General features: G+C 41.7%; 24 protein-coding genes and 2 pseudogenes. 22 read left to right on the top strand and 4 right to left on the bottom strand.

The genetic code is table 11. From position 1 onward, the window contains the following. Positions 1-178 precede the first annotated feature (178 nt). The 13 genes and pseudogenes from ACTO17_RS18220 to ACTO17_RS18160 all read left to right on the top strand — a co-directional run. Entirely contained in the window at positions 179-880 is a 702-nt protein-coding gene (locus tag ACTO17_RS18220) for a lantibiotic protection ABC transporter ATP-binding protein (protein ID WP_482558931.1), read from the top strand. A 3-nt stretch (positions 881-883) separates the two neighbouring features. Continuing rightward, entirely contained in the window at positions 884-1,609 is a 726-nt protein-coding gene (locus ACTO17_RS18215) for a lantibiotic immunity ABC transporter MutE/EpiE family permease subunit (RefSeq protein ID WP_482558930.1), read from the top strand. Continuing rightward, positions 1,610-2,338: a lantibiotic immunity ABC transporter MutG family permease subunit gene (locus ACTO17_RS18210; RefSeq protein ID WP_482558929.1), complete on the top strand. Its 729-nt coding sequence runs from the start codon at positions 1,610-1,612 to the stop codon at positions 2,336-2,338. Continuing rightward, on the top strand, positions 2,328-3,149 hold the full coding sequence (locus tag ACTO17_RS18205; RefSeq protein WP_482558928.1) for a NisI/SpaI family lantibiotic immunity lipoprotein: 822 nt from the start codon (positions 2,328-2,330) through the stop codon (positions 3,147-3,149). Before ACTO17_RS18210 ends, ACTO17_RS18205 begins: the two co-directional genes overlap by 11 nt. 59 nt (positions 3,150-3,208) lie before the next feature. After that, the gene (locus ACTO17_RS18200) at positions 3,209-3,868 is read left to right on the top strand and encodes a response regulator transcription factor (protein ID WP_482558927.1); all 660 of its coding nucleotides are present in this window, start codon (positions 3,209-3,211) and stop codon (positions 3,866-3,868) included. Next, a complete protein-coding gene (locus ACTO17_RS18195; RefSeq protein ID WP_482558926.1) occupies positions 3,859-5,223 on the top strand; it encodes a sensor histidine kinase in 1,365 nt (454 codons plus the stop codon). Before ACTO17_RS18200 ends, ACTO17_RS18195 begins: the two co-directional genes overlap by 10 nt. 150 nt (positions 5,224-5,373) lie before the next feature. Continuing rightward, positions 5,374-5,550, top strand: a complete 177-nt coding sequence (locus tag ACTO17_RS18190) for a hypothetical protein (RefSeq protein ID WP_482558925.1) — start codon at positions 5,374-5,376, stop codon at positions 5,548-5,550. A gap of 157 nt (positions 5,551-5,707) precedes the next feature. Further along, complete coding sequence (locus ACTO17_RS18185) at positions 5,708-6,031, top strand: GNAT family N-acetyltransferase (RefSeq protein ID WP_482558924.1); 324 nt, start codon at positions 5,708-5,710, stop codon at positions 6,029-6,031. A gap of 178 nt (positions 6,032-6,209) precedes the next feature. After that, positions 6,210-7,139, top strand: a complete 930-nt coding sequence (locus ACTO17_RS18180; protein ID WP_482558923.1) for a helix-turn-helix domain-containing protein — start codon at positions 6,210-6,212, stop codon at positions 7,137-7,139. A gap of 14 nt (positions 7,140-7,153) precedes the next feature. Beyond that, a complete protein-coding gene (locus ACTO17_RS18175; RefSeq protein ID WP_482558922.1) occupies positions 7,154-7,582 on the top strand; it encodes a DUF3788 domain-containing protein in 429 nt (142 codons plus the stop codon). An 88-nt stretch (positions 7,583-7,670) separates the two neighbouring features. Then, positions 7,671-7,865 carry a cupin domain-containing protein gene (locus tag ACTO17_RS18170; RefSeq protein WP_482558921.1) on the top strand — a complete coding sequence of 65 codons (195 nt, stop codon included), beginning with the start codon at positions 7,671-7,673 and terminating at the stop codon, positions 7,863-7,865. Positions 7,866-7,944: 79 nt separating this feature from the next. After that, positions 7,945-8,439: pseudogene (locus tag ACTO17_RS18165) on the top strand (AraC family transcriptional regulator); the annotation flags it as partial. A gap of 6 nt (positions 8,440-8,445) precedes the next feature. Beyond that, positions 8,446-8,652, top strand: a pseudogene (locus ACTO17_RS18160) (M15 family metallopeptidase); the annotation flags it as partial. Positions 8,653-8,739: 87 nt separating this feature from the next. Here the strand turns inward: ACTO17_RS18160 and ACTO17_RS18155 are convergent. Genes ACTO17_RS18155 through ACTO17_RS18140 form a run of 4 tightly spaced genes read right to left on the bottom strand, consistent with a single transcriptional unit; the run spans position 8,740 to position 10,818 of the window. After that, positions 8,740-8,907 (bottom strand): DUF6440 family protein, encoded by a 168-nt coding sequence (locus tag ACTO17_RS18155; RefSeq protein ID WP_257329158.1) that lies wholly within the window; start codon positions 8,905-8,907, stop codon positions 8,740-8,742. Between the two features lie 26 nt (positions 8,908-8,933). Beyond that, positions 8,934-9,581 carry an ABC-2 transporter permease gene (locus ACTO17_RS18150; RefSeq protein ID WP_257329157.1) on the bottom strand — a complete coding sequence of 216 codons (648 nt, stop codon included), beginning with the start codon at positions 9,579-9,581 and terminating at the stop codon, positions 8,934-8,936. Then, positions 9,578-10,438, bottom strand: a complete 861-nt coding sequence (locus tag ACTO17_RS18145; protein WP_257329156.1) for an ABC transporter ATP-binding protein — start codon at positions 10,436-10,438, stop codon at positions 9,578-9,580. Before ACTO17_RS18145 ends, ACTO17_RS18150 begins: the two co-directional genes overlap by 4 nt. Before the next feature lie 2 nt (positions 10,439-10,440). Continuing rightward, a complete protein-coding gene (locus ACTO17_RS18140; RefSeq protein WP_016220536.1) occupies positions 10,441-10,818 on the bottom strand; it encodes a GntR family transcriptional regulator in 378 nt (125 codons plus the stop codon). A 322-nt stretch (positions 10,819-11,140) separates the two neighbouring features. Here ACTO17_RS18140 and ACTO17_RS18135 point away from each other — a divergent pair, with 322 nt between their 5' ends. The 9 genes from ACTO17_RS18135 to ACTO17_RS18095 all read left to right on the top strand — a co-directional run bounded on the left by ACTO17_RS18135 (position 11,141) and on the right by ACTO17_RS18095 (position 16,642). Then, positions 11,141-11,998 (top strand): alpha/beta hydrolase, encoded by an 858-nt coding sequence (locus ACTO17_RS18135; protein WP_257329155.1) that lies wholly within the window; start codon positions 11,141-11,143, stop codon positions 11,996-11,998. Between the two features lie 78 nt (positions 11,999-12,076). Next, positions 12,077-12,658 (top strand): TetR/AcrR family transcriptional regulator, encoded by a 582-nt coding sequence (locus ACTO17_RS18130; protein ID WP_257329154.1) that lies wholly within the window; start codon positions 12,077-12,079, stop codon positions 12,656-12,658. 103 nt (positions 12,659-12,761) lie between these two features. Beyond that, positions 12,762-13,607: an ABC transporter ATP-binding protein gene (locus ACTO17_RS18125; protein ID WP_065534187.1), complete on the top strand. Its 846-nt coding sequence runs from the start codon at positions 12,762-12,764 to the stop codon at positions 13,605-13,607. After that, on the top strand, positions 13,604-14,287 hold the full coding sequence (locus tag ACTO17_RS18120) for an ABC transporter permease (RefSeq protein ID WP_257329153.1): 684 nt from the start codon (positions 13,604-13,606) through the stop codon (positions 14,285-14,287). Before ACTO17_RS18125 ends, ACTO17_RS18120 begins: the two co-directional genes overlap by 4 nt. Then, positions 14,284-14,982: an ABC transporter permease gene (locus tag ACTO17_RS18115; protein ID WP_482558920.1), complete on the top strand. Its 699-nt coding sequence runs from the start codon at positions 14,284-14,286 to the stop codon at positions 14,980-14,982. The genes ACTO17_RS18120 and ACTO17_RS18115 overlap by 4 nt, the downstream gene beginning before the upstream one ends. Positions 14,983-14,997: 15 nt before the next feature. Continuing rightward, entirely contained in the window at positions 14,998-15,129 is a 132-nt protein-coding gene (locus ACTO17_RS18110) for a hypothetical protein (protein WP_257329151.1), read from the top strand. Between the two features lie 148 nt (positions 15,130-15,277). After that, positions 15,278-15,721 carry a winged helix-turn-helix domain-containing protein gene (locus tag ACTO17_RS18105; protein ID WP_482558919.1) on the top strand — a complete coding sequence of 148 codons (444 nt, stop codon included), beginning with the start codon at positions 15,278-15,280 and terminating at the stop codon, positions 15,719-15,721. Between the two features lie 226 nt (positions 15,722-15,947). Beyond that, on the top strand, positions 15,948-16,187 hold the full coding sequence (locus tag ACTO17_RS18100; RefSeq protein WP_155962092.1) for a hypothetical protein: 240 nt from the start codon (positions 15,948-15,950) through the stop codon (positions 16,185-16,187). A gap of 32 nt (positions 16,188-16,219) precedes the next feature. After that, positions 16,220-16,642 (top strand): RNA polymerase sigma factor, encoded by a 423-nt coding sequence (locus ACTO17_RS18095; RefSeq protein WP_257329149.1) that lies wholly within the window; start codon positions 16,220-16,222, stop codon positions 16,640-16,642. The last annotated feature ends 544 nt before the right edge of the window (positions 16,643-17,186 follow it).

Here is a 17,186-nt window from a genome sequence, read left to right as displayed (position 1 = left end):
TCTGGGGTTTGGGGATATGTCACCAACAAGCATTTTGGCAGGAATACCGGAAACGGATTCCTGCCAAAATACGCAATCTTACGGAAGATTGCATTGCTTGCGAATTTGCAAATCTTTATGAAATCTTCAAAGTTGTCCTGTATTCTGTCTATGAAATCAAAAGAAAGGACGAAAGGTTATGGATATGATTTTGAAAACAACCGGCCTCTGCAAAAATTTCAAAGGGCAGATGGCAGTAAACAATGTAGCTCTGAACATTCAGAGAAATTCCGTCTATGGATTGCTGGGGCCAAATGGGGCAGGCAAGTCTACCACGCTCAAAATGATTACAGGCATTTTGAAGCCCACTTCCGGCAGCATCGAGTTTGACGGACATCCGTGGCAACGCAGCGATTTGACGCAGATCGGCGCATTGATTGAAACACCGCCTCTGTACGGAAACCTGACTGCATACGAAAACCTAAAAGTACGGACAACGATGCTGGGTCTGCCGGATAAACGAATTGATGAAGTCTTGCACATCGTCCGTCTGACCGACACAGGTAAAAAGCGAGCCGGGCAATTCTCCCTCGGCATGAAGCAACGCCTTGGTATTGCCATTGCCCTGTTGAACAGCCCGCAGCTTTTAATTCTTGACGAGCCGACCAATGGCCTTGACCCGGTAGGTATTGAAGAACTCCGGGAGCTGATCCGTTCTTTCCCCGCAAAAGGGATTACAGTGATTCTATCTAGCCACATTCTGTCGGAAGTTCAGCAGATTGCCGATCACATAGGCATCATTGCTGGTGGTGTGCTGGGATATGAGAATGAACTTCGCACCGGCGAAAATCTGGAACAGCTATTTATGGACGTGGTAAAGCGCCACCACAAGGAGGTGTAAAAGATGAATTACCTGAAAGCAGAACATCTTAAATTCAAACGGACAATTTCAAATAAGCTGCTGCTTATTGCGCCCCTTTTGACAGCTCTCTTTGCGTGGATTGTCGGCGGCTTTCATGGTTTCCAGTATATGACCTTTTACTGGTGGTATGCATTTCTTCTTCCCGGAACGATTGCTATTTTGTGTTCCCTTGCCCATCAGAAAGAAGAACGGGCCGGAAAGTATTACTCTGTATTATCTGCGCCTATCAGCCTGAAACAGTTTGAATATGCAAAAGTATTGATTCTGATTGAGAAATTACTTGTGGCTGCGGTATTCTTGGCTGTTTTTGCCGCAGTAAGCAATTTGATTTCCCCAACTCTGGCCGTATATTCCATGGGACAAAACTTTGCTGGAAGTGTCGCCTTGATGATTGCCTCAATCTGGCAAGTCCCCCTCTGCCTGTTTCTGGCACGAAAAACCGGCTTGCTGCTCCCGATTGCAGCTAACACCCTGCTGGGTATTCTCATACCCAGCTTGCTTGGTAATACAGCTCTTGCGTGGGTATGCCCCTATTGCTGGGCCGCAAAAACGGCGGAACTGCTTATGGGAATTGAAAGCAATGGAACCTTTGCAGGTGTTGCGGCTTTTTCATGGAGCGTTTTGCTGCCGCTGGTATTCTCTGTGATCCTATGCGTCCTGCTCACTCTTTGGGATGCAGCTAATTTTTCAAAGAAAGAGGGGAAGTAAATGGAAATGATTGCTCTGATTCGTGCCGATTTTATGAAACAGCGGCATACATCCTATTTTGGCATTCATACAGTGATCCCCATAGCGGGGGCTGTCCTGTTTGTATTTTACTTCCTGCTTTATCATAATGTCGATGGATTGAAAAGATTGCGCTTGCTTCTGGAACTGACCGCAATGGTATTTCCGCTTTTGATAAGCATTATTGTCGGTTTGAATATCACGCAGGAAGAAAGAGCCTCGCATTTTCAAAGCCTGCTGGTGATGCCGGATCGCCGGAAAATACTACTGGCAAAATTCGCTGCTCTGTATCTGTCTGGTATTTTTTCTTTGGCGCTGCTTTTTGCACTGTTTGTAATTGGGGCAGGAATGAGCCGGACAGAAATTATCCCGTGGGGCCTGCTGATACAATCTGTGCTGGGACTGGCAATGGGCAACTTCGTAATATATGCGCTGCACCTGTTCCTTAGTCTGAAATTTGGGTTAGGTATTTCCCTGTTTTGGGGCGTATTTGAATGTCTGCAATGTGTCTTATATAGCAACATTGAGTTGCATGGTCTGTGGCGGTACATTCCTTTTTCATGGTCTGTAAATTGGGTGCATGATGTATTGAACGGCAAGCTGGCTGCAAATGCCGTACAGTGGATTTTCGTTGTCGCATTATCTGTTGGCAGTTTGCTTGCAATTCTCCATTGGTTTTCTCGCTGGGAGGGACGAAAGAATGATGAATAAGACGATAAAATTTTTCGGGGGAATGTTTCTTATGGTATGCTTCTGCTGTGTCCTGTCTGGCTGCTCTGTCCTGCAAAATGGGATCAGGGAATATTCCAGCAACAAGGAGCAATGCTACTTAGTCAGTGAAGATGTGACGCAGTTTACCTACAAGGGGGAGTCGTACACCATTCTCAATAATACCGTTTCCAATGATGGGCTTGGTGAATGGCTTGGGTATATCCGACAGCTTGCGGCAGTGGACGAAAATGGAACTGTTTTGGTTCAGGAAGCGATTGAAACCGCCTCTTTTGAAACTCTGTCCGATCTGGCCGACAAAGCCCCGGATGCCAAATACATCATCCCATTTTTGAATGTGTACGCAGTCCCCAATAATACCTCTCAGTTGATTGTGGATGTCAACGGTGGCTACCATGAAGCGGTGCCGAGCAACCAGCTCACAGCAGAGGATGAAGTCTTTGACTTCAAAACCGCCGCTGAAAATACAAGCGGCAGCTATGAAGTCAATCCGCAAAATGCAACGCAACTGATCTATGGTGATCGTATTTATCAGGTGACAGAGGAAACCGTGCCAAAAGATCAGCTTGGGACATATCTGGATATTCTGAGCGAAACAGTGACTTTTGACGCAGAAAGCAAGCGTCCGTTGTCAAAGGAAGAACTTAATAAAATTGATTGGGCCGGTACTTCTGCCGAACAGCAGCGGGAACGGTGGTTCTATGTGGGTGTGTATGAGATTTCCGGCACCGATCCAGCGGATGCAGTTGCCGTAAAAGTAAATAATCAATACTATATCGCAAAGGTGCAGTAATTTATCCTGACTTGTGGTATAATGTGAAAAGTGATTTTCGACAAAGGGAGGCGGTAAAAATGGCTGCGATTCTTGCAGTAGATGATGAACAGCCCATTTTAGAGCTAATTAAAAACGGACTGCAAAAGGACGGCCACATGGTAGCAGGCTATACGTCTGCGGAACAGGTGCCGCTGGATAAGTTGAACCGCTATGATTTAATCATACTGGACATTATGATGCCCGGAACCGATGGCTTTTCGTTCTGCGAAAAAATCCGAGGTATGGTTGACTGCCCGATTCTGTTCCTCACAGCTAAAACAATGGAGAATGATATTACTTTTGGCCTGGGGCTGGGCGCTGACGACTATCTGACAAAGCCTTTCCGTATCCCGGAGCTGCGAGCCAGAGTAAACGCCCATATACGCCGGGAACAAAGGGAACGCCATAGCTGTCTGAACTTCGACCATATTAAAATAGATTTGTCGGCCAAAACGGTACAGGTAGATGGGAAAACCGTGTCCCTTACCAAAAGTGAATATATGATCTGTGAATTTCTTGCCCGCAATAAAGGGAAGGTATTTACACGAGAACAGATATACGAAGCTGTTTTCAGTTTGGACGGAGAAAGTGACAATTCCACGATTGCCACTCACATTAAGAACATCCGGGCGAAACTGAACCATTTTGATATTCAGCCAATAACAACAGTATGGGGGATTGGGTACAAATGGGAATGAAGAAAACGGCATCACTTAAAACAGCTTTTTGGCGCTTCTTATTTATGTTGCTTGGCGGTTTGCTTGGTGCAGTTGCCATTCCATTTTTGCTTATGACCGTCAGCACGAGTTTAGGGTTTATAGCCTATGGTGACTATTCAGAAATAAAGGCGAATGAGCTTGCGCCGATCCTTGCGGCTACGCCTGATTTATCTGATGTTCATATACCGATGGGGATTGAATATGCTCTGCTGGATAAGAACTACCAGCTTATTGAAACCACTTTAGACAAACACGAGCTGGAACAGGCCATGCGGTATGCAACCACGGGCGCAAGCGATCAAAACCTGCAAAAGAGATATTTGCTTGTTACCCGTGCAAGCGAATATGTTATTCTGCAATACTATATCGGTGCTCAATTTACAGACGAGTGGATGAATGAGCATCTTCCATCCCCGGATATATTGCTGATTATGCTAATCGTAGTAGGCAGTATATTGGTCTGCCTGTTCTTAACGACCAGCTTTGCGAAAAAGCTGCGGTTGCAGCTTAACCCTCTGTTTGAAGCAACTTCGGAAGTAGCAAAACAGAACCTTGATTTTGAAGTTGGACATTCACGCATTAAGGATTTTGAAGATGTGCTAATTTCTTTTTCACACATGAAAGAAAGTCTGAAAGTCTCTTTGGAACAACAGTGGAAAGCCGAACAGATGCAGAAAGAACAGATTGCCGCACTTGCCCACGATCTGAAAACGCCCTTAACAGTTATTCAGGGAAATGCCGACCTTATCAGCGAAACGGAGCTGGACGAGGAACAGCGTTTATATGTGGAATATATCAGCAGCAGTTCCGAACAGATGCAGTTATACATTCGGACGCTGATCGACATTTCACGGGCGGCGACCGGCTATCAGCTTCACATGGAAGATATTAACCTGCCTACTTATGTAGAACAGATACGGGGACAGATTGACGCCCTGTGCCAGACGAAAAAAATCGGATTACAGATGAAAGCAGATCACTTGCCTACCGTACTGTCTGCGGATAAGCTGCTGCTGGAACGGGCGATTATGAACGTGGTAAATAATGCGCTGGATTATTCCTCAAAGGACAGCTTCATTCATATCTCCATGACAGGCGATAAAGAAAATTTGAAAATCACGGTAACAGATACAGGCCCTGGCTTTTCACAGGAAGATTTGCGACATGCGCAAGAACAGTTTTATATGGCAGATCATAGCCGCAGCTCTAACCTGCACTTTGGAATGGGCCTGTTTATCACAAAATCCATTGTCCAACAACACAACGGGCAACTTATTTTAGGTAATTCCGAAAAAACTGGAGGTGCGCAAGTTACAATCAAAATTCCATATTGATTTTTGGGGCAGCTTTCGGGCTGCCCTTTTTTCAAATCTTTATGAAATCTTCAAAAATTCCAGTTAGCATATAGTAGGAGGTGATGACATGGGAAATTAGCTGTATTGGATATATCGGAGAATGGCAGACAGATTGCGGAGAAGCTGTTTATGTTGATTCGTGGTCTGAACAGTATCGGCATGAATTATTTGCACTGGGCTTATCCAATATGGTTTGCACTTTTGTATGCGATTATTGTTCTTGCCATGCCAGCGGTTATAACAAAGGTGGGGATCTATCTTCTCCAAAAGAAATCCATTGTGGAGAGGTTGCGTGATATTGAATAAACAGTGCGGCATGGGCAAATCATTTAGTGGCACCCCGGAAAAAGTTCTGCCTATCAGGATAAAAGAACTGGTCTACAGAAATGTTTACTCTCGTACCACGCAGCAACATTGATAGACTGAAAGAAAGACGGTATAATATCTCATTGAGAATGACCGCATGGCAAAAGTGGCATTTCGCCTTTCACCTGCCTATCAAGGTAATAGACTTATGACAGAAGCACTGGCGAGAGCAGCTATCTTCTGCTTTGAAGAAACGGAATTACAGCGTTTATGGGCTGATTTTCATGTACAAAATATTGCATCGTATAAAACTTTGGAAAAAGCAGGCTTCAAGCGTGAGGGACTTATCCGTGAGGGTAAAATGGTAAACACATACTGCGATTACTATTTGTACGGTATGACTAAAGCTGATTATATTGAAATCACCGATAAGGGGCTACCCCCTTACGAGCACTGTGAACGCTTTTTCCGAAAAAACTGAAACCATATAGACCTAATCTGAAGGTTGACAGCAAAAGAAAAAAGCCGTCGTTCAGCAGCCCTTATTCCATGTCTCTATTCTACAAAGTGCATTTTCTTAATCCAAAAGCGCATTGCGTGAAAAGCCTGGTAAAAAATAAAATGATATAATTTGAACATCAAATATAGGAGGTGCCGCAATGCACGCATATGAAGCAATCGAACAATCCTTGACTTTTATCGAGGAACACCTGACAAAGGAAATTTCAACGGAAGAACTAGCAAATACTGTAGGTCTGTCCCCCTTTTATTTTCAGCGCTCGTTCAAGCGGCTGGTAAATAAACCGGTTCAGGAATATGTGAAGCTCCGCCGTCTGGCAAAGGTTATTGAAAATCTGAAAAGTACCGAACAGAGGATTCTTGACGTTGCCTTGGACTATGGCTTTTCAAGCCATGCGAATTTTACACGGGCTTTCAAGGAAACGTATGGGATTACGCCCGAAAAATATAGGAGAGATTTACCGATGCTCAATACATTCGACAAGCCGGAAGTTTCTATGAATTACGTTTTAGTAGACGACGGGGTTCCGCTGGTGGTAGGAAATATCGTCTTGGAAATCCAGAGAAAGACATTGGAAAAACCGGAAATTTACCTCGGCCTGGAAACGGAAGTTCGCATTTCTGAACAAATCCCGGTTGGTGAAAGCACAGGTGTAGATGTGCCAGGACAGCTTTGGAATCGCTATCACATGAAGAAGGCTTCAATCGCAGCCAATCTCAATACTACTGTAGAAATGGGAATGTCCTACACGAAAGATACTACACAGAACCTTTTTACTTATTTTGCGGGTGGGCTTGTTCAAAATATTCCAGATCAGCTACAGGATGGCTTTTCAAAGAAAGAACTTCCGGCAGGCGAATACATTGTTTGCAAAATCGAAGCAGAAAAATTCGAGGATTTGGTGACGGCCGCTTTGGATCGGGCCAGCAAGTACCTTTTCGGTACATGGCTGCCCCACCATAGCTTAACTACGGAGTCTTTCTCTGCAGAGAAGTATTATCGTGACTCAGAGGGTATACCTTGTATGGAAATTTGGGTCAAGCCGTTGCCACTGGATAGTAAAGCCTAAGGAGGGAAATTAGGATGGATTGGAATATGCTCTATTCAAATGCAACACTGCCAACCTGGGGGCAGGTCACAGAATATATCGGCAACCCGTTATGGGCGGAGTTAAATAGCCGTATACAGGCCGCCTATCAAGTCAAGCCCTGCATGGAATACAGCCTTTGTTCCATGCAGGCCGGCTGGAATATTAAGTATAAAAAAGGCGGGAAGTCTCTTTGCACACTCTATCCGATGGAAGGCTATTTTATTGCCCTCGTGGTTGCAGGAAGTCATGAGCTTACGGAGACAGAGCTTCTTATGCCGCTATGTTCCGACTATGTGCAGACAGTATTTAAAAACACGAAAACCGGAAATGGACAGAAGTGGTTGATGCTGGAGGTACGGGATAGTGAGATTATGGAGGATGTTTTTCGCCTTATCAATCTTCGGAAACGCATACCGTCATAACAGGAAATGGAAACACAACATTATGCAAGAAAACGAGATACACATAAATTATAATGATATTATTGGAACAACTTTGTGGAGGTGACTTATGGACAACTCTGACAGCAGAATTGTTTTTGACGAAAAACTTAATATAGAGGTATTAACGCTGACAGGAATGATAGAGAATTTACCTCCGCATTTTCATGATTACTATGAATTAGGCTATATCGAAAGCAGAAACCGACGGGTAATCTGTCAAGGTAGGGAGTATACAGCAGAAAAAATGATCTGCTCCTTTTAATCCCAATGACAACCATACTTGTTTAGAGTTGAAAAAGGAACTGTTGGATTTTAGATGTTTTCACATCACGACTGAACGCATGGAAGAATTGGCGTTGGAATGTATAGGATATGCTATATGCCCGTATTTTGAGCCGCAAATTGTTCACCAGAGCGACCTTATTCCGCAAATCAAAGAGTTGATTGATTTAATTGAAAATGGATCATATTGTGATCTGCAAAAGGAAGAGCTGCTTTATATGATTATCGGTGATTTGGTTGCAGATTATACTCAATCATTGGAATACGAACAAATGGAAATTTCGGATAGTGTCGAACGCGCTTGCGGGTATATTGAAAGGCATTATGCCACAAATATTTCTTTATGTGATTTGAGTTCCTTTACCGGCTTTAGCAAGTATCACTTTATTCGTATGTTTACGAAAGAAAAAGGTATATCTCCTTATCGCTATATTGAATGTATTAAAATGACAGAAGCCAAAAAATTGCTGAAGGCCGGGGAAGACTTATCAAATATTACCTATCAGCTTGGATTTAGCAGTCAGAGTCACTTTACTAATTTTTTCAAAAAATATGCCAGAGTGACTATGGGCGGAGACTTTGATTTTATGGATGAACGGTCCCATCATACTGCTGGCGGTCTGACAGAGGCGGAATCAAGGAACCGGGAATGTCTGCGCCATATTATGGAAAGCAGTGGATTTGAAGCCTATTGTAACGAATGGTGGCATTATGTTCTGGCAGATGAACCGTACCCTGATACATATTTCAATTTTTGCATTTCATGACTAACTGAACTGGTATACTGATGACATTCGTCATTTCCAAACGAAAAGCGGAGAGAAAATCACTCTCCGCTTTTCGTTTCGATTACTTTATTTTGTCACGAGGGGCTTTCCGTCTTTATCAACTAATGGGCAAATACCCCCGCCCGTTCCAAACTTTGCGACAAGGTAATTAACACCGGTTTCATTATCTACTACCACATAAAAGCCCTTAACGCTTCCCTCGGTTTCTGTAATTTCAAATCTCTTACTTTCCATAAAAATGCCTCCTATATAGGTTAAAATCAAAGTTCCTGTCTTGAAAAGATATGATAACTGATTTGGTACATTACATAGCACCACGCCAATGCAAGGAGCGGAGAACAGCACAGAAGGATAAACACAAGCTGGTCTGTCAATTCAACTCCCAGTATGGTAAGAAGCTGGTATATCCCAAAACAAATCCCTGCCGGAATGAGGAATGATACTAACAGCAGCACACGGCCTTTTTCGGCTCCGAATTTGAACACAAGGGGGATTGACATACTTCCAAAGATCAGGGAGATCACCCATGCTGCCAAAGCCAAAAATAACAGCTCTCCAATTCCCGCGAAGTCAAAAGTGATTTTTCTCATAGCAAATCCACTGATGGAACCAATCACCAGACCAAACAGGCTGCCGACAGCACAAAAGATTGCTAATACAACAAATTTCCCGACCACTAACTCCTTCTTTGAAACAGGCATTATCATGGCATATCGCGTCCATTTGGAATTGTCATCAAAAGAAAAGGTTGTTACGATCATCATGCTGCACAAAATTGCACATACAAATATATATCCCTCTACGCCGGAAAATGGGATAAGCGCAACGGCAAAAACCACGAGAATGAACAGCATGGATTTCGCATTGTGGCCGATATTGAATAAATCTTTCAAAATAAGGCTTTTCATCGGGCTTGCTCTCCTTTCACATACAGCAGCAGAATATCGTTGATTGTTGCGTCGTCCACTACTGCATTTTTATATTTTCTTCTGGCTTTTCCTTTATCTGCTACAAGCACATTCCATTGGTAATCATCTTTTCGGTATGCCAAAATCTCATCTTTATCGAGCTGATCGAACATTGCAGCTCCACAACGGATAATACCATAGTGGTAACGAAGTTCGTCTTTTGTTTTACAAAAAAGCACTTTACCCTGATGGATAAAAGTAATGTAATCTGCAACCTTCTCTAAATCGGTTGTGATATGGGACGACATCAAAATGGAGTGGTTTTCGTCCTGCACAAAATCAAGAAATACGTCAAGAATATCATCCCGCATCACAGGGTCAAGACCGCTGGTAGCTTCATCTAAAATCAGCAGCTTTGGCTTATGGGAAAGCGCAACGGCTATACACAATTTCATTTTCATTCCTTTGGAGAGTGTTTTAATCTCTTTATCTGATGGAAGCTGAAAGCGATTCAGAAAATCCTGATATAAATATTCGTCCCACTGTTTATAGGCGGCACTTGAGATTTTTCCGACTTTGGCAGGCGTCAAAGTGTCATAAAAATTGATGCCGTCGAAAACAACACCTATATCCTCTTTAAGCTGACTTGATGAGGATAATTCCTGTCCCCAAAAAGTAACTGTACCATCGTCTTTATGGATAAGGTCAAGAATTGCATTGATCGTTGTACTTTTTCCGGCTCCATTTTCGCCAATAAGCCCCATGATAGTTCCTTTGGGAACAGAGAACGAAACATGGTCTAACATAAAACCGGCGTACTGTTTTGTCAGATTTTCAACCTGTAAAATAGCGTCCATAGTCACTCCTCCTCTTGATAAAAAAGCGATAAAAGCTCAATCAGTTTTTTCAACGATATACCGCTTGTTCGTCCAATATCAGCGGCTTCCTGTAAATGTTCCTCTGCTAATCGCTGCTGTTCCTCTTGATAAAAGTCCTTATTCTGTGCCGATACAAAACTTCCTCTGCCGATAGTTGTTTCAATAAATCCGTCCCTTTGTAAATCCTCATACGCTTTTTGAACGGTAATAACGCTTACATGGATAGATTTTGCCAACGCTCGCATAGAGGGAATAGGGTCGCCTGTTTGTAATTCTCCGCTCATAATCAGGGCTTTTATCTGTGAAGTTATCTGCTCATATATCGGCTTGCTCGTATTGCTGCTTATGATAATTTCCACAATGTCCCTCCTGTGTCCATTATTATACTTATCGTACAAGTACATTATATTCATTTAAAACGGGTTTGTCAAGAGGAGGGGCTGTGTATATATAGAAGATAGTAAATCTCCTTACATCGTTGTCCGTGGTTCGACGAGGCTCACAAAATGCCATGAGTGGACTTTGCTGCGGATATGGATTGCACAGTGAGTACACAGTCCCACCGTGAGGATTCGATATTCTCACAGCAATATGGTATGTATTTATAGCTATTGACTTTCTGCTTGCAATAAGCTATAATATGACTATAAAATCAAATCAGTCATATAGGAGGTATGGTGTATGTATAAAGAAGTTGGCATTTCTTCAAATAATGTTCCGATAACACTTTCTATTTGGTATACAGAAAGAAGTAGTCCTACCATTGTTTTTTTGCCGGGTACTATGTCACACCCTCTCATGTATGAGAATTTTCTATGTGGATTGAGCGAAAGAGGGTTTAATATAATAGGTGTTCACTATCTTTCACACGGAAAAAGCCCTAAAATCAAAAAAAATTATATAGTGGAAGATATGTTGCATAATGTATATGACGCAACAACTTACGGAATAGAAAATTTCGGTGAAAACATAGCTGTCATGGGTTCCAGTCAAGGCGGGATTTTAGCTGCAATGGCGGCAGGTAGGGACACAAGGTTAAAAGCCGTTTTTCCACATAATATCATGCTGACTACATTAAAAGAAACTATGAGCTTAACAAAATATCCCGCATGGTCGCACCGTTTTATGGGGCTGATACAGTGGGGCTTTCGTGTAGGTGGAAAATTGCTGCCTAACTACAAGGTTCCAGGAGACGCTTATTTAGACTATGACAGAGTATTTTATAGTGAACAGGCAAAACAAGATTGCTTAAATGACCCTATGCTTTTACCCTATTATCCTTTAAGATTTGTCGGCAGCTTATTTAATGCTGACTTATCGTGCCTGGAGAATGGGGCTATACAATGTCCTGTTATTTTAATTACTGCCAAAGGCGACCCGCTTTTTAGCTTTGATTATACCAACAAAGTATTTGATTTAATTCATGTACCGCAAAAGGAATTACTTGCTTTAGAGCTTAATCGTCACATGATTTTTAATGAGGACACGGACACTACAATAAACGCATTGGAACCTACATTGCATAAATATCTCGGATAGTATATTGATAATATGAGCAGTGAATGTTATACTTTTCATGACGATACTAACAATTTAGTCATAAGGGGGTTATAAAAATTGCCACGATTTACAGAACAAGAGAAAGAAATCATCAGCAATAAACTTTTGAAAGAGGGAGAAAAGCTGTTTGCATTACACGGTTTGAAAAAAGTAACGGTTGATGATCTAGTGGCCGCCGTAAACATATCAAAGGGGTCTTTCTATGCTTTTTATCCCAGTAAAGAACATCTATATATTGAAATCAATTTTCGCTTACAAAAAGAGTTATTTACAAGTATAGAAACAACCATTAAAAAGAAAAAGTATAAGAACCATAGAGATTTAGCAAAGGACGTTATCATGCTAAGTTTAACGGGGGTGATTACTTCGCCTATTCTTTCACAGATTGATTTATCTTTAATGGACTATCTGCAAAGAAAAATATCGTCAGATATTTTTGAAAATCATATGTACAGTGATATTCGTATATTGGAGATATTGGAAGATTTAGGGGTTGTATTTTTGGTTCCGCATACGGTAATTATAAAATCCCTGTATTCTGTTTTATCCTGTTTGGAACAATTCAAAGAGGACGAAGAACTGAATATGATACAAAATCTTTTAGTGAATGGTATTATTCAGCAAGTAGTAGCAGAGTAACAATTTTGTTTGGTTATTTGACAGGCAGGTAGCCAAACAAATTTTTAACAGTTTATATGACTATATATCTATAAGTGTCATAAAGTTAAAGGAGGAATGAATAATGATTGATGTAAAAAAACTGTATTTTAGCTATACTGACAAACCGTTTGTGGAGAATGTAAGTTTCCATGTTGGGAGAGGAGAAATTTTTGGTTTTTTAGGACCCTCTGGTGCTGGAAAATCAACTATTCAAAAAGTTTTAACTGGGCTTAATACAAGATATAAAGGCAGCGTAAAAGTTGCAGGTACAGAAATAAGGGAGCATACAAATCAGTTTTATGAAAATATTGGGGTAGACTTTGAATTTTCAACCTGCTACGAGAAATTCACAGCACGACAAAATCTCGCCTATTTTGCTTCTCTATATGAAAAGCAACCTCGGTCTATTGATGAATTATTGCATATGGTAGGCTTGGAAAATGACGGGGACAAAAAAGTTGCTGACTTTTCCAAAGGTATGCGTTCCCGCTTGAATTTTATCAAGGCGTTAATTCATGACCCGGATATATTATTTCTTGATGAACCGACAAGCGGTCTTGACCCTACGAATAATCGTTTGATGAAAGACATTATTCTTGCAGAGAAAAAGCGCGGAAAAACTGTCATAATCACAACTCACAATATGTTTGACGCAACAGAACTATGTGATCAAGTGGCTTTTATCGTTGCAGGAAAGGTTAGTGCATTGGATAGCCCGCATAATTTAATTATGTCAAGGGGAGCTGCAAAAATTCAATATACCTATTTTGACAATGGAGAAAAAACAGGGGAATGTCTGCTTGACAGAACCGTAGAAGATATGACATTGAAAAGTTTAATTGCCGAAAACCGTCTGCTTTCTATTCACAGTAGTGAGCCTACACTAAATGATATTTTTGTTGATATTACGGGGAGGACACTTCAATGAGATTAGGACGTTTAATCCGTGGAGATATACATTTCCAATGGAAATATGGTTTCTACTTTATTTACTTTATTTTAACGCTTTTGTATGTATGCGCGATTGCTGCCTTGCCGGAGCATTGGAAAAAAGATATTGCTGCTATCATGATTTACTCTGACCCGGCAGCTATGGGCTTGTTTTTTATGGGGGCGATTGTACTTTTAGAAAAAAGTCAAAAGGTATTAAATGCTATGGTGGTATCACCTGTAAAGATATCGGAATATATACTTTCAAAAACAATCGCGCTGATTACTATTTCCACAATTATTGCATTGATATTAGGATTAGTTTCCGGGAGCAATCATTTACTCGGTATCGCCGTTGGAACCGCCTTAACATCGGCAATCTTTACTATGCTCGGCATAATTGCAGCTACAAAAATTTCAAACTTGAACCAATTTCTCATTGTAATTATGCCGATAGAAATTGTTTGTTTTGTTCCACCTATTGTTGGTCTATTTGTGGAATTGCCAAAAATATTTTGCTTTTTTCCGTTTATATCCTGCATGAACCTTATAACCGGAACAAGCTCTTTACTATCATTTGATACGATACTTGTATTTTCTACGCTGATTATCCTCTATATGGTTGCGCGGCATACGGTTGAGCATATGTGGAGAAGTTTAGGGGGTGTAAAGCTATGAAAAAGATATTATCCAGTACCATACAGGTATTTAGGCAAATCAAGAGTGATCCTATGATGTTTGCAGCCTGTTTCACACCGTTTATTATGGGTGCCTTGATTAAGTTTGGTATTCCATTTCTTGAAAGAATAACAGAGTTTTCTTTGCAAGGGTACTATCCGATTTTTGATTTATTGCTTTCTATCATGGCTCCTGTATTGCTTTGTTTTGCATTTGCCATGATTACGTTAGAGGAAATCGATGATAAAGTATCGCGGTACTTTTCAATTACCCCTCTTGGTAAGGCGGGGTATCTCTTTACAAGGTTGGTAGTACCCTCAATTATTTCAGCGGTCATTGCTTATATCGTACTGTTGCTTTTTTCATTAGAAAAGTTGTCCATTGGAATGACAATATGTTTGGCGCTTCTCGGCTCAGTACAGGCAATCATTGTTTCACTTATGATTATTACGTTATCAGGTAATAAATTAGAGGGTATGGCTGTAACAAAACTCTCTGCACTTACACTATTAGGTATTCCAGTCCCTTTTTTTGTAAAGGGTATATTTCAATATGTAGTTGGTTTTCTACCCTCATTTTGGGTGGGAAAAGCAATACAGAACAATGGTTATATAAATTTGCTGATTGCTTTACTCGTTGCTTCTATATGGTTCTATGTATTGATAAGCAAGTTATTGAAAAAATTAGCTGGTTAGGAGGTGATATATAATATGGCTTGGTATTGGTGGCTGATACTGATTGGTGTTTTAATTGCTATTGGGCTTCTCAAAATTGTAATTATGAAAAAGTATAATGATAAGAAGAATTCAAACAATCGTTCAAAAGATAGTGAGGACAATTAAGGCTAACTTTTAAAAGGCAGTAAAATTTGGGTATTCGATTGAAACGACGAAATAAATGCCTATACTGGCGGAAGGGATGTGACGATATGGGAAATTAGCTGTATTTGATATATCTGAACCGGGCAGCAGAATTGCGGAAAAGCTGCTCATGTTGTTAAGCGCCCGTCAGCGTCAGGAGTTAGTAAATTATCTTCTCGATTCTCAAAAGCAACAGAACAATCCGGCTGACAGCCCATTCGCCATTTCCGAAACTAATAAGGGGCATACAGTCCTGGATGAACCGTTTACAGAGATTCACATGGGTGACTTATACTTCTGCCAGGAGCAGCGACTTGTATATATCGGTGGGCAGGAAATCAAATTAACAGCTAAGGAATTTGACATCCTCGCTTTGTTAATTACTCACCCGAAGCGGGTATTTACTTATGAACTGATTATGGAATTGGTCTGGAACGAGGATTATTCCTACTACTCCCGCAAGGCAGTCAATAACCATGTGAGTAATCTGCGGAAGAAATTGAAAATCATACCTGGTTCCCCGGACTACATTAAAAGTGTTATTGGCATTGGTTACAAATTTGAAGTATTGTGATAAAGACCATGAGGCAATTTTATTTGTCTTGTGGTCTTTATCATAATATGGGGATCTTTTGTAAAATCCGTTCGAGACCGTGATTACCTCAAAACACACTTTATATAAGCCTTACCAGAACTATGATATTTCAAGGAAAAATATAGAATTTACCCCTATATAATTTCCCCAAAAGGAGGCTGAAAGGATAAGCCTTCTGCGCTTCCTTTTCGGGGAGGGCTGATAAATGCTACCAAAGGGGAATATTCAACAAAAAGGTTATTTTGCATATAGAGCTTTATGCGCCGTAATCCATGTGGTGTGGATTGCGGCATTTTTTAGTTTAACCATATTTGCGGGAACTTTTTCTTATACCCCTTCCCATGCGCCTAATCTTTTGCGGACGCGCATTTCATATACAAGTGGCAGCGGCAGCAAGAATTATCCACGCTGCCGCTCCCCACCCTCTGATTTCGATTTTGCCTAACAACTTAAAAATCGAAATTGGAGGAATTACCCATGAAAGAAATCAATCTGCGGGATTACTACCCGTTTTATACACAGGATGTTATTGTGGAAGTGCCGGATGAGGTGGCGCTGCTCCTTCGTGAATATATGCTTTTGGAAGAAGCATACCGGATTCGTACATACCGCTACAAAGCATTTTACTCTCTGGATCGTGATGAAGGTATTGAACGTGAGATAATGCAAAAACCGTTTAACCCGGCAGAAATTTTTGAACAGCGCCAAATGACGGAAGCCCTCTACAAAGGGCTTGCCATGCTGCCAGAGAAACAGCGCCAACGGATTTACGCACATTTCTTCCTTGGTATGAGCAAAGCGGACATTGCCAAAGCAGAGGGGACGCATAAAAGCCGGATCACCCGTTCTATCGAAGCCGGGTTGCATAGCCTGGAAAAATATTTCAAAGAAATTTTCTGACAGACGGCAACTTTGCCCCGAAAAATGTACGGAATAATAGAGGGACATATTTTTAGGCAGGACAAGCCTGACGGGTGTGGCCGCACAGCACAAACTCCGGCCCGCCCCAAATGTAAAAATGTCATAACTGCCACGCCCCTCGCTGTTCCTTGACAACCGAATATACGTTGCTGTAGGTACGTCATTCTGTGTTCCGAGCGGCAAATGGGGCGGCGCAAAGACAGGCAGCTAAGGAGGTGATGAATCCGGCTGTCCGAGCGATCCACGCAACTCATTGACCCGGCTGTGGCAGGCCGGGCGCGACGACGGCACAGATCATAATGGTACTTTTTCACAATCCCTCACAGACTTGAAGGGAAGTCCCTGCGGTGTGCGCTTGCTCTGGCAAAGCGGCGGCATTTGTGGGGCTATGATGCGGTAAAGCTGGCCGCAGCCTATGGCAACCCCGCTTTGTGTAAACAGGGCTGCCGGGGGGCGTGGCAAATACGGCAAACAAAATCGAAATCAGATACAATGGGCCGGGTCTGTGGTTCTGGATGCCGCA

It is taken from the genome of Petralouisia sp. (assembly GCF_056822245.1).
This window is presented reverse-complemented; position numbering and strand designations above follow the sequence as displayed.

Coding starts and splice junctions, on each gene's coding strand:
- ACTO17_RS18215 (WP_482558930.1), top strand. CDS start 884: ATGAATTACCTGAAAGCAGAACATCTTAAATTCAAACGGACAATTTCA.
- ACTO17_RS18170 (WP_482558921.1), top strand. CDS start 7,671: ATGGACAACTCTGACAGCAGAATTGTTTTTGACGAAAAACTTAATATA.
- ACTO17_RS18205 (WP_482558928.1), top strand. CDS start 2,328: ATGATGAATAAGACGATAAAATTTTTCGGGGGAATGTTTCTTATGGTA.
- ACTO17_RS18200 (WP_482558927.1), top strand. CDS start 3,209: ATGGCTGCGATTCTTGCAGTAGATGATGAACAGCCCATTTTAGAGCTA.
- ACTO17_RS18195 (WP_482558926.1), top strand. CDS start 3,859: ATGGGAATGAAGAAAACGGCATCACTTAAAACAGCTTTTTGGCGCTTC.
- ACTO17_RS18145 (WP_257329156.1), bottom strand. CDS start 10,438: ATGGACGCTATTTTACAGGTTGAAAATCTGACAAAACAGTACGCCGGT.
- ACTO17_RS18110 (WP_257329151.1), top strand. CDS start 14,998: ATGGCTTGGTATTGGTGGCTGATACTGATTGGTGTTTTAATTGCTATT.
- ACTO17_RS18185 (WP_482558924.1), top strand. CDS start 5,708: ATGGCAAAAGTGGCATTTCGCCTTTCACCTGCCTATCAAGGTAATAGA.
- ACTO17_RS18155 (WP_257329158.1), bottom strand. CDS start 8,907: ATGGAAAGTAAGAGATTTGAAATTACAGAAACCGAGGGAAGCGTTAAG.
- ACTO17_RS18095 (WP_257329149.1), top strand. CDS start 16,220: ATGAAAGAAATCAATCTGCGGGATTACTACCCGTTTTATACACAGGAT.
- ACTO17_RS18175 (WP_482558922.1), top strand. CDS start 7,154: ATGGATTGGAATATGCTCTATTCAAATGCAACACTGCCAACCTGGGGG.
- ACTO17_RS18180 (WP_482558923.1), top strand. CDS start 6,210: ATGCACGCATATGAAGCAATCGAACAATCCTTGACTTTTATCGAGGAA.
- ACTO17_RS18125 (WP_065534187.1), top strand. CDS start 12,762: ATGATTGATGTAAAAAAACTGTATTTTAGCTATACTGACAAACCGTTT.
- ACTO17_RS18105 (WP_482558919.1), top strand. CDS start 15,278: ATGTTGTTAAGCGCCCGTCAGCGTCAGGAGTTAGTAAATTATCTTCTC.
- ACTO17_RS18150 (WP_257329157.1), bottom strand. CDS start 9,581: ATGAAAAGCCTTATTTTGAAAGATTTATTCAATATCGGCCACAATGCG.
- ACTO17_RS18100 (WP_155962092.1), top strand. CDS start 15,948: ATGCTACCAAAGGGGAATATTCAACAAAAAGGTTATTTTGCATATAGA.
- ACTO17_RS18115 (WP_482558920.1), top strand. CDS start 14,284: ATGAAAAAGATATTATCCAGTACCATACAGGTATTTAGGCAAATCAAG.
- ACTO17_RS18120 (WP_257329153.1), top strand. CDS start 13,604: ATGAGATTAGGACGTTTAATCCGTGGAGATATACATTTCCAATGGAAA.
- ACTO17_RS18220 (WP_482558931.1), top strand. CDS start 179: ATGGATATGATTTTGAAAACAACCGGCCTCTGCAAAAATTTCAAAGGG.
- ACTO17_RS18135 (WP_257329155.1), top strand. CDS start 11,141: ATGTATAAAGAAGTTGGCATTTCTTCAAATAATGTTCCGATAACACTT.
- ACTO17_RS18210 (WP_482558929.1), top strand. CDS start 1,610: ATGGAAATGATTGCTCTGATTCGTGCCGATTTTATGAAACAGCGGCAT.
- ACTO17_RS18190 (WP_482558925.1), top strand. CDS start 5,374: ATGTTGATTCGTGGTCTGAACAGTATCGGCATGAATTATTTGCACTGG.